Annotated in this window: 11 protein-coding genes; 3 read left to right on the top strand and 8 right to left on the bottom strand. The window is 73.2% G+C overall.

Features of this window, described 5'->3' with window-relative positions; all coding sequences use genetic code 11:
- From E1300_RS42995 to E1300_RS42970, 6 genes are all read right to left on the bottom strand, one after another.
- On the bottom strand, positions 1–1076 hold a 1076-nt coding region (locus E1300_RS42995; RefSeq protein WP_131763040.1), incomplete at its 3' end, for an ABC transporter ATP-binding protein.
- A 48-nt stretch (positions 1077–1124) separates the two neighbouring features.
- The gene (locus tag E1300_RS42990) at positions 1125–2891 is read right to left on the bottom strand and encodes an ABC transporter substrate-binding protein (protein ID WP_131763039.1); all 1767 of its coding nucleotides are present in this window, start codon (positions 2889–2891) and stop codon (positions 1125–1127) included.
- Between the two features lie 174 nt (positions 2892–3065).
- The gene (locus E1300_RS42985; RefSeq protein WP_131763038.1) at positions 3066–3833 is read right to left on the bottom strand and encodes an NRDE family protein; all 768 of its coding nucleotides are present in this window, start codon (positions 3831–3833) and stop codon (positions 3066–3068) included.
- Positions 3834–3882: 49 nt separating this feature from the next.
- A complete protein-coding gene (locus E1300_RS42980; RefSeq protein WP_131763037.1) occupies positions 3883–4662 on the bottom strand; it encodes an SCO1664 family protein in 780 nt (259 codons plus the stop codon).
- A 51-nt stretch (positions 4663–4713) separates the two neighbouring features.
- Positions 4714–5262, bottom strand: coding sequence for a DUF3090 domain-containing protein (locus E1300_RS42975; protein ID WP_131763036.1), 549 nt, complete (start codon positions 5260–5262; stop codon positions 4714–4716).
- 10 nt (positions 5263–5272) lie between these two features.
- Positions 5273–6007, bottom strand: coding sequence for a histidine phosphatase family protein (locus E1300_RS42970; RefSeq protein WP_131763035.1), 735 nt, complete (start codon positions 6005–6007; stop codon positions 5273–5275).
- 85 nt (positions 6008–6092) lie between these two features.
- Between E1300_RS42970 and E1300_RS42965 the strand changes: the two genes are divergently transcribed.
- A complete protein-coding gene (locus E1300_RS42965) occupies positions 6093–7064 on the top strand; it encodes a magnesium and cobalt transport protein CorA (RefSeq protein ID WP_131763034.1) in 972 nt (323 codons plus the stop codon).
- A 4-nt stretch (positions 7065–7068) separates the two neighbouring features.
- On the opposite strand, the gene E1300_RS42960 is transcribed toward E1300_RS42965, so the two are convergent.
- A complete protein-coding gene (locus E1300_RS42960; protein ID WP_242619763.1) occupies positions 7069–7686 on the bottom strand; it encodes a hypothetical protein in 618 nt (205 codons plus the stop codon).
- 155 nt (positions 7687–7841) lie between these two features.
- Complete coding sequence (locus tag E1300_RS42955; protein ID WP_131763033.1) at positions 7842–8660, bottom strand: undecaprenyl-diphosphate phosphatase; 819 nt, start codon at positions 8658–8660, stop codon at positions 7842–7844.
- 276 nt (positions 8661–8936) lie between these two features.
- Here E1300_RS42955 and E1300_RS42950 point away from each other — a divergent pair, with 276 nt between their 5' ends.
- Both E1300_RS42950 and E1300_RS50815 read left to right on the top strand, forming a co-directional pair.
- A complete protein-coding gene (locus tag E1300_RS42950) occupies positions 8937–9890 on the top strand; it encodes an aldo/keto reductase (protein WP_131763032.1) in 954 nt (317 codons plus the stop codon).
- 82 nt (positions 9891–9972) lie between these two features.
- Positions 9973–10154: hypothetical protein (locus tag E1300_RS50815; RefSeq protein WP_207400282.1), on the top strand; the 182-nt coding region annotated here is incomplete at its 3' end.

The following is a 10154-nucleotide window of genomic DNA, read 5'->3' as shown; positions in this document are numbered from 1 at the left end:
GCCTCGGCCGCGTCGCCCGCGGCCGTGGCGCGGAGGCGGCGGCCGAGGGTGCCGCGGCCCTCCTCGACGGCGCGGAGCCGCAGCCGCTCGGCGTCCTCGCCGAGGCCGAGCGCCTCGTGCGGCAGCCAGCACGCCGAGACGTGCCCCGGGTCGTCCGCGACCGGCTCCAGCGGCGGGTCGTCGGGGACGCAGCGGTCCATCACGTACGCGCAGCGGGGATGGAACACGCACCCGGACGGCACGTTGATCAGGCTCGGGGGCTGCCCGGGGATGGGCTTCAGCCGGTCCCGGCCGCCCGCCGCCGACGGCGCCGACTCCAGCAGCCCCTTGGTGTAGGGGTGGTGGGGGCGGTGGTAGAGCGGGCGGCGCCCGGCCCGCTCCGCCGCCTTCCCGCCGTACATGACGAGGACGTCGTCGGCCATGTCGGCGATGACGCCGAGATCGTGGGTGATCATGATGAGGGCGGTGCCGAACTCGCCCTGCAGCCGCCGCATCAGGTCGAGGATCTGGGCCTGGACGGTGGCGTCCAGCGCGGTCGTCGGCTCGTCCGCGATGATCAGCTTGGGGTTCAGCGCGAGCGCCATCGCGATCATCGCGCGCTGCCGCATCCCGCCGGAGAACTGGTGCGGGTACTCGTCGGCGCGGCGGGCCGGCTGCGGGATGCCGACGAGGCCGAGCATCTCCACGGCCCGCTCGCGGGCCCTCCGCTTCCCGGTCCCGGGCTCGTGCGCCCTGATCATCTCCTCGATCTGCCAGCCGACCCGGTACAGCGGGTGCAGGCTGGACAGCGGGTCCTGGAAGATCATCGCGATCTCGGCGCCGCGGATGCCGCGCATCTCCCGCTCCCCCGCGGTGAGCAGGTCGCGGCCCTCGAACAGGGCGCTGCCGCGCACGTCCGCGCCCGGGGTCAGCCCCATCAGCGTCTGCGTGCTGACGCTCTTGCCCGAGCCCGACTCGCCGACGATGCCGAGCGTGCGGCCCCGGTCGACGGCGAAGGAGACGCCGCGCACGGCGCGGACCGTCCCGTCCGGCGTGCTGAACGAGACCCGCAGGTCGGTCACCTCAAGGAGGCTCATCGGCGTCCCTTCGCGTCGGTGGCGGCGGGGTCGGCGGCGGGGCCGGGCCTAGCCGAGCTTGACCTGGCCGAGGTCGTAGGCCTGGAACTGCGGCAGGTACAGCGCGTTGTCCACCCGCGACGAGTGGAAGATCGGGTACTTCTGGTTCATGAACGGGACCACGGCGGCGTCCTGCATGATCAGCCGGTCGGCCTGCGCCCAGTAGCCGGCCGCGGTGCCCGCGTCGGTGGCCTCCAGCGCCCGGTCGATGAGCGCGTTGACGGCGGGGTCGTTGTAGCCGCCGTAGTCGGTGGAGTTCGGCCCGTACTGGCGGCCGTCGAACAGCGGGACGATGTTGGTGCGGCCGTTGTTGCCGTACCAGTCGGGCACCCAGCCGGGGCCCGCGATGTCCCACTTGCCGGCCCGGGCGTCGGCGGGCGTCACCAGCGTCGTGTTGTAGAAGGTGCCGTTGGTGTCGGGCGTCAGGTTCGCGGTGATCCCGCAGGCCTTCAGGTTCGCCTGGACGGACTGCGCGACCTTCGGGTGGTTGCTGGACACCCGGTACGGGAATCGCAGCGTGAGGCCGTTCGGGTACCCGGCCTGCGCGAGCATCTGCCGGCACTTGTTCGGGTCGCCCGCGTTGCCCGGGGTCGGGTAGAGGTTGAACGGCTGGTGCCCGACGCTGCGCGGCGGGATGACCTGGTTGAGGACCTCGCTGACGTCCGGCCCGCCGTAGATCTGGATCAGCGCGGTCTTGTCGACCGCGTAGTTGATCGCCTGCCGGACCTCCTTCTTGCCGAGCGCGCCGCCGTTGTTCGGGCTGAGGGTGTTGAACACGAGGTAGGGGTTGCTGGTCGACCCCTCCATGATCTTGAAGTCGGCGTTCGACTTCAGGGCGGGGATCCGCGCGGTCGGCACGGGCTGGTCCCAGGCGAGGTCGGCGGCGCCCTGCTCCATCTGCTGCTGGACGACGTCGGGCGAGTCCTGCCCCATCGTGATCTGGATGCGGTCCGGGTTCTGCGCCCGCGTCGGGTCGGAGGCGGCCTTCCAGTTCGGGTTCTTCCCGAGGACGTACTGCTTGTTCGGCGTGTAGGAGGCGATCTGGTACGGGCCGTCGGAGACGGTGTGCTGCCGGAACTGCGGGCTGTCGGGGACGTACCGGTCGTACTCCTTGGGCGCGGCGGCGGCGAACTCCAGCGCGAGGATGTTGGTGAAGTCGCTCGCGGGCTGCCTCAGCCGGACGACGAGGGTCTTGGCGTCCTTGGCGACGAGCCCGGCCACGTCGTTCTCGTCCTGGTAGGACGCCATGGCCGCGGCGCTCTTGGCGTCGACCTTCGCGTAGCCGTCGCAGAAGGCGTCCATGCCCTGGATGGTCTCGGTGTAGTACGCCTTGCCGCCGGACGGCTTCGCGGGGTTGCAGATCCGCTTGATCCCGCGGACGAAGTCGGCCGCCGTGACCTCCCGCGCCGGGCTGGTGTTCCACAGCACGCCGTCGCGGAGCTTGATCGTGTAGGTGCGGCCGTCCCTGCTGAGGCCGCCGTTCGCGGTGGTCGGGATGTCGGCCGCGACGTCGGGCCGCACCTTGATCGCCTCGTCGAAGTCGTTGGCCGCCGTGAACCCGAACAGCGTCCGCGCGAACTGGCGGGCCAGGAGGTTCCCCCAGGTCGTGTAGACGCTGGAGGTGTCGAGGTGGTCCACGTCGGACGACCCGACGACCCGCAGCGTGCCGCCCGCGGAGCCGCCGCCTCCGCCGCCCCCGCCGCCGCACGCGGCCAGCCCCACCGCGACCGCGCCGAGCCCGGCCGCGATCGCCGTGCCCCGTCCCGCTGCTCCCATCCGCGCACTCCCCCGTCCGCCCCGATGTCCTGCCGCGGCGTCCCGCGGCGGGCGCGACACGGCCCGTCACGAAGATCGCTTCAGGTAGTCAAGTTAGCACCGAGCGTGACGGCCCCGCGTGCGGGGCGCCGAACACGGGGCGGAAAAGGTCCGGCTACTCCCCCGAAGGCGCGGTCAGAGCACCCTGGTCCAGGCGTACGGGTCGCCGGGCGCGGCGGAGAAGTCGTAGCGGACGCCGCCCGGCGCGAGCGCGGCGAGGCTGACCGACGTCGTGCCCCACACGCGGCCGTCGCCGAGGTCGATGAGCGGCAGCAGCGCCCGGTGGTCGGCGCGGGCGACGCCGCCGCCGTCCACGAGCGGCAGCCAGGCCCCCCACGCCTCGTCCGCCGGCACGTCCCCGAAGTCCGGGACGGGGCGCTCCGCGGCGGCGAGCAGCGGCCGGAAGTGGGCGAGGCGGGCCGCCATGTAGGCGTCCTCGGTCTCGCCCTCCAGCTGCCCCTCGCCCTCCAGCCCGCTGTTGACGATCACGTGGAGGCCGGGGCCGAGGGAGCGCTCCGCCAGGCCGGTCCCGTCCCAGCTCCACAGCCGCACCCGGTCGGGCTCGGCGCCGACGAGGTGGAACGGGTCGTAGGACGGCAGGTCGAGCTCGCCGAGCTTGCCGTCCGCCGCCATCCGCAGCGGCAGCCCGCCGCGGGACGTGCGGCCCTCCTCCGGCGCCATCCGGCCGCGCCCGTTCAGGACCGTGGCGACCCGGGGCCCGGCGGGGTCGACGGCGAACCAGGTGCCGCCGGCGCGCAGGTCCCGGCCGGCGACGAGGCCCGGCCGGTCGGGCCAGTGCCGTCCGGGCGGCTCCCACGACCGGGCGACGTACTCGTCCCGCACGCCGGCGAGCAGGACGGGGACGGGGGACGACGGATCGACGCTGATGATCGCCGTGCACATACCCCCAATTGGAGCATCAGCGCCAAATCACCTTAAGGCCGGGGGGCGGCTAGAGCGGCGGCCACGGGATCGCGGGCCAGTCCTCCGGCGGGTAGGGGTGGATGCGGTGCTTCAGCATCAGCTCCACGCGGCGCCGCGTCGCGTCGACCTCCTCGGCCGTCAGCAGCTCCGCGAGCCGCTCGCCCAGCGGGCCCTCGCGCAGGCCCGCGTGCACCCGGCCGAGCGCCTCCACGGCCTCCGCCGTCAGCGGCTTGCCCCGCCACTGCCACAGCACCGTCCGCAGCTTGTACTCCACCGAGAAGCACACCCCGTGGTCGCAGCCGTAGACGTGCCCGTCGCCCGGCGGCAGCAGGTGCCCGATCTTGCGGTCGGCGTTGTTGACCACCGCGTCGAACACCGCCATCCGGCGGATCGCCTCGTCGTCCGACCGCGACAGCGCCACGAGGTCGATGTCGGGATCGGGCTCCACCCACAGCTGCACCATGCCGGGCCCGTACGGGCCGTCGCGGTGCACGGTCGGCGGGACCAGCCCCCACCCCATCGCCTTGGACACCGCGTACGCGGCGACCTCGCGCTCGGCGAGCGTCCCGTCCGGGAAGTCCCACAGCGGCCGCTCCCCCGCGACCGGCTTGTAGACGCAGGCGGCGCTCACGCCCTCGTGCTCGATCGAGCAGTACAGCGTCGCGTTCGACGCCTGGACGAGCCGGCCCTCCACGCCCAGCCGCCCGGCGAGCAGCAGCCGCTCGGCGGCCTCGGCGTCGCGGGGCGACACCGAGCGGCCGAGGGAACCGTCGCCGGCCGGGGCCCGATCCCTGGAGGACTGCGTCATGCGCCCATTCTCCCGGGTGACCCGCCCATGATCCAGTACAGCGCCGCCATCTCAGCCGAGGTATCCGTTCTGTCGCGGGCAGACGTGGCCCTCGGTGTCGAGCGGCAGCCCGCACAGCGGGCACGGGGGGCGCCCCGCGGCCACCACCTTCAGGGCCCGCTCGGCGAACGCGCGGGCCTGCGCGGCGCTGATCCGCACCCGCAGCACCGCTATCGCCGGGTCGTCCTCGCCGACCTCCGCCTCGTCCTCGCCCTCGCCGACCTCCTGCGCCTCGATCACGACCTGCTCGCCGTCCGGGTCCCAGGCGAGCGCCATCGTCCCGACCTTGAACTCCTCCTCGACCGGCTGGTCGAGGGGGCCGTCGTCGCGCAGCTCCGACGGCGCGACCGCCGGCACCGCCGCCTCGCCCCCGCTGCGGCGCAGCACCTCGTCCAGCAGCTCCTCCAGCCGCTCGGCCAGCAGCGTGACCTGGAACTTCTCCAGGCCGACGCTGGTCACGCGGCGACCGGAGCGCGCCTGGAGGTAGAACGCGCGGTCCCCCGGCCGCCCGACGGCGCCGGCGACGAACCTGTCCGGCAGGTCGTAGGAGATGACGGGCATGACAACGACCCTACGCGCCGCCGCCGACGGCCGCGTCACTAGGCCCGGGACCGCCCGCGCCGCCGCTCCCGCCGCTCTCCGCGCCGTCCTCGGCGGGCGGCGGCGGCAGGAGGCCCTTGACGTCCCCGCCGGTGTCGTTCACCCGGACCACGAACGGCCGCAGCTCGGTGTAGCGGATCACGGTGAGCGACGCCGGGTCGGCCTGGATCCGCTGGAACTGGTCCAGGTGCAGGCCCAGCGCGTCCGCGACCACCGCCTTGATGATGTCGCCGTGGCTGCACACCAGGTACGCGGCGTCCGCGCCGTGCTCGGCGGCGATCCGCGCGTTCCAGTCGCGCACCGCCGCGACCGCGCGGTGCTGCGCGTCCGCCAGCGCCTCGCCCGCCTCGCCGGGGAACCGCGCCGCGCTCGGATGCGCCTGCACGACCCGCCACAGCGGCTCCTCGGCCAGCTCCTTCAGCGGACGGCCCGTCCAGTCCCCGTAGCGGACCTCGCCGAACCGCTCGTCCGTCTCGACCTTGCCGGCCTGCCCCGCGCGCCCCGCGGCGACCGCCTCCGCGGTCTCCACGCACCGGTCGAGCGGGCTCGCCACGACGGCCGCGAGCGGCACCGGCCCCAGCCGCGCCCCGAGCGCGGACGCCTGCGCCCGGCCCCGCTCGTCCAGGCTCACCCCGGGAGTCCAGCCGGCCAGCACGGGACCGGTCATGGCGGTCAGGCCATGCCGTACCAGGAGAAGGGTGGTCACAATGGCCACTCTAGGAGATCGCGGGCTTCCGCGCGTCCGGCGCACCGTTTCCCGCGCACCGGGCGCATGCGCGACAATGCCCGACGTGATCGTGGACAAGGCCATCTACGCCGGCGGCAGGCGCAGCGACATCGACGGCGACATCAGCGACGCCTTCGACCTCGCCCGCGCCGACGGGGAGTGCTTCCTCTGGATCGGCCTGTTCGAGCCCGACGAGGCCGAGTTCGAGCACATCAAGGACGAGCTGAAACTCCACCCCCTCGCCGCCGAGGACGCCGTCTCCGCCCACCAGCGCCCCAAGATGGAGCGCTACGACGACACCCTCTTCGTCGTCCTGAAGACCCTCCAGTACATCGACGAGACCTCCGACATCGAGGTCGGCGAGATCATGGTGTTCCTCGGCCACGACTTCGTCGTCACCGTCCGGCACGGCGCCGGCAACCCCCTCGGGCCCGTCCGCAAGCGCCTGGAGGAGTCGCCCGAGCTCCTCAAGCACGGCGCCACCGCCGTCCTCTACGCCGTCTGCGACGAGGTCGTCGACCGCTACGGCCTCGTCGTCCACGAGGTGGAGGTCGACATCATCGGCCTGGAGCGCTCGGTGTTCGACCCGAGCGCCCGCGACGTCACCGCCGACATCTACTCCCTCAAGCGCGAGGTCCTGGAGTTCCGCAGCGCCGAGGACCCCCTCGTCCCCGTCCTCCAGGACATCGTGAAGGGCCGCGTCGCCGAGTGCGCGGGCACCCGCGAGTACTTCCGCGACGTCCTGGACCACCTCCTGCTCGTGGACGGCCAGGTCGACGCGCACAACGAGCTCCTCAACAGCGTCCTGACCGCGCACCTCGCCCTGCTCGGCAAGCAGCAGAACGAGGACATGCGCAAGATCTCCGCCTGGGCCGCCATCATCGCCGTCCCCACCGCGATCGCCGGGATCTACGGCATGAACTTCGAGCACATGCCCGAGCTCCACTCGGCCCTCGGGTACCCGCTGGTCATCACCGTGATGGCGATCACCTGCGTCGTCCTGTTCAACAAGCTCCGCAAGAACAAGTGGCTCTGACGCCCTAGTCCCCGGAGGGGACGGGGCGGGCCAGCAGGGCCGGCCACAGGTGCGACTCGGCGCCGGAGGCCTCCAGGCGGCGGCGCATGCGCTCCACACCGGCCCGGGTCGGCAGCGCCAGCCACACGAGGAGCGGATAACCGAGGACGAAGCCCACGGCGAAGACCAGCTCGCTGTGGCCGACCATGGCGAGCGGCAGGCCCAGCAGGATCACGCCCTCGGCCAGCGCGAACCGCAGCAGGACCGCCTGCCGGTACACCACCAGCGCCGTCGCCGCCGCCTGGGCGGGCGGGGCGCCCGGCTCCATCGGGCGCGGGGCCCGCGGACCCGCGAGCACGGCCAGCAGCGCGGCGGCGGCGAGCGGCAGGTAGATCCAGGCCGGCGCGCCGGCGAGGCCCTCGTCCTTGTTCTCCACGATCAGCGGGACGATCGCGCAGATCAGCACCGGCGCCCCGCACAGCACGACCATCATGGCGCGGATCTGGCCGAGCACCGTCCCGCTCCGCAGGGACGCCAGGTAGCCGGGGTCGTCCCCCGGGCCCGCGCCGAACACCGGCTCCACGGCCGGGACGCCGTCACCGGGCGTCTTCGGGGAGTACATCGAGAACGGGGGTGGTGCCATGGTCGCGCACTCTAACCCGGCGGCGGCCCGCGGCAATAGATCTTTCGCGTGAGTGTGTGTCCGGTGCACAAGACGGGCCGACCGGCACCCGCCTCCTGCTCACCTCCACTCAAGCCCGTCCAGGCCGAGCCTGGCGCGGCCCGCCGGGGGCTCGCTCAGGTCGCGGCGATCGTCCCGGCGGCGAGGAGGCCGAGCAGGACCCCGCCGACCGCGACCCGGTAGTACACGAAGACCATCATCGAGTGCTTGGTAAGGAACTTCAGCAGCCAGGCGATGCACGCGTACCCGACGACGAACGACACGACCGTCGCGACGAGCGTCGGCACGAGCTGAAGCGACCCGTCGAACGCCTTGCGCAGCTCGAACAGCCCCGACAGGACCACCGCGGGGATCGACAGCAGGAACGAGTACCGGGCGGCGGCCTCGCGGGTGTAGCCGAGGAACAGCGCGCCCGTCATCGTCGAGCCCGACCGGGACGAGCCCGGGATCAGCGACAGGCACTGGAACGCGCCGATGATCAGGCCGTCCCGCATGTTGAGGTCGGCGACCTCCCGCTTCCTGATCCCGGCCCACTCGGCGACCATCAGCAGCAGGCCCATCACGATCAGCGACGTCGAGTTGATCCACAGGTTGCGGGCCGGCTCCTCGATGAAGTCCTTGAACGCCAGCCCGCACACCGCGATCGGGATCGTGCCGAGGCCGATGTACCAGCCCATCCGGGCGTCCTGGTGCGGGCGCAGCTCGGGCGTCCACAGGCTCTTGGTCCACGTCGCCAGGATCCGGACGAGGTCGCGCCAGAAGTAGATGATGACGGCCGCCATCGTGCCGAGCTGGATGACCGCCGTGAAGGCCGCCCCGGGATCGTCCCACTTGAGCAGTTTGGGCACGATGAGCAGGTGACCTGAGCTGGAGATCGGCAGGAACTCGGTGAGCCCCTGGACGATTCCGAGCACGGTCGCTTCCACGACGTTCACGAGCTGCGGGTCCCCTCCGGAAAACGCGACGGGCCACGGCGCCCGATCCCCACAGAAGGGTAGCGGCCACCGGTCCGCGCGGATGCGCCTCCCGCCGACGGGCGGGCCGCGATTCGACCGCCGGGGTGCGCGGACGCGGCGTCCGGCGACTTCTCCGCCGATGCCCGGACACCTTCCCGCCACCGGCCCGGCACCCGCCGGGCACGGGGTGATCTTGCGGTCACGGAGCGCCACGGCGGGGAGGGGCGTCCGTGATGACCGCTAGATTGGCCGCCTATGAAGGAGCGTCACCTCGGGCGGAGCGGACTGCTGGTGTCCCGGCTCGGCCTCGGCACCATGACCTGGGGCCAGGACACCGAGCCGGACGAGGCCGCGGCGCAGCTCGCCGCGTTCGTGGAGGCGGGGGGCACCCTCGTCGACACCGCCGACGTCTACAGCGACGGCGACAGCGAGCGGATCCTCGGGCACCTGCTGCGCGAGCTCGTCGACCGGGACGGCCTCGTCATCGCCACCAAGGCCGCGATCAGGCCGAACGGACGCTACGACGGATCGCGCCGGCACCTGCTGCGCGCGCTGGACGCCTCCCTCGACCGCCTCGGCCTCGAACACGTCGACCTGTGGCAGCTCCACGTCTACGACCCTGCGACGCCGCTGGAGGAGACGCTGTCGGCGCTGGACGAGGCGGTCATGTCCGGGCGGACCCGCTACGTCGGGGTGTCCAACTACGCGGGCTGGCAGGTGTCCAAGGCCGCCGCCTGGCAGCGCGCCTGGCCCGGCCGCGCCCCCGTGGTCTCGGCCCAGCTGGAGTACTCGCTGCTGCGCCGCGACATCGAGCGCGAGGTCGTCCCGGCCGTCCTGGACGCGGGCGCCGGGCTGCTGCCCTGGTCGCCGCTCGGCCGCGGCGTCCTCACCGGCAAGTACCGGACGGGCATCCCCGCCGGGTCGCGTGCCGCCGCGCCGCACTTCTCCGAGTTCGTCCAGCCCTACCTGGACGAGGAGTGCGCCCGGATCGTCGAGTCCGTCGTCACCGCCGCGGAGGGCCTCGGCGTGTCGCCGCTCAGCGTCGCGCTGAGCTGGGTGCGGGACCGTCCGGGCGTCACCGCCCCGATCGTCGGCGCGCGCACCCCCGCGCAGCTCTCCGCGATCCTGGAGAGCGAGGACCTGACGCTCCCGAACGAGATCAGGGCCGCGCTGGACGACGTCTCCGACATGGCCCCGGCGCACTCGTGACCGCCCGAGGGGCCGCCCCCACGGCCGCCTGCGTGACCCTCCGGACCGTCCATGGCACTCTCAGGACGGTCCAACGCCAACCGTGAACAGCCGCGACGGGAAGCCCGTGACCGACTCCGACACCGATACGACCGCGCTGAGCCAGGCCGAGCGGATGGCGCGCGCCGCCGAGGCCATGCGGGCCGCCGAGGCCGCCGGGCGCGCCGCCGACGAGGCCGCGAAACAGGCCGCCAGAGCCGCGAGGCAGGCGAGACAGGCCGCCGG

Source organism: Actinomadura fibrosa (genome assembly GCF_900659615.1).
Classification (GTDB): domain Bacteria; phylum Actinomycetota; class Actinomycetes; order Streptosporangiales; family Streptosporangiaceae; genus Spirillospora; species Spirillospora fibrosa.
This window is presented reverse-complemented; position numbering and strand designations above follow the sequence as displayed.